Annotated in this window: 2 tRNA genes; both read right to left on the bottom strand. The window is 50.9% G+C overall.

Annotated features, from left to right (window positions below):
* Nucleotides 1-52: 52 nt before the first annotated feature.
* Nucleotides 53-128, bottom strand: a tRNA-Lys gene (locus tag AKJ31_RS21715).
* Nucleotides 129-130: 2 nt separating this feature from the next.
* Nucleotides 131-206 (bottom strand) — tRNA-Glu (locus AKJ31_RS21710).
* Nucleotides 207-277: the final 71 nt, after the last annotated feature.

Here is a 277-nt window from a genome sequence, read left to right as displayed (position 1 = left end):
GGGCAAGGCAGGCGCTCTCCCAGCTGAGCTATAGCCCCATATCTTGAGATAATGGTGGGTCGTGCAGGATTCGAACCTGCGACCAATTGATTAAAAGTCAACTGCTCTACCAACTGAGCTAACGACCCAATGGTATCCCGTAGGGGAGTCGAACCCCTGTTACCGCCGTGAAAGGGCGGTGTCCTAGGCCTCTAGACGAACGGGACACTAAGTTGAACATCTTGGGGGATGTTCCATCTCTTAAACTGTATAAACCATCAATCTGTGTGAACACTCA

Origin of the sequence: Vibrio hepatarius, from assembly GCF_001274785.1 — a bacterium.
GTDB lineage: Bacteria > Pseudomonadota > Gammaproteobacteria > Enterobacterales > Vibrionaceae > Vibrio > Vibrio hepatarius.
The sequence above is the reverse complement of the archived record's forward strand: the minus strand, read 5'-3'. Positions and strand labels throughout refer to the sequence as shown.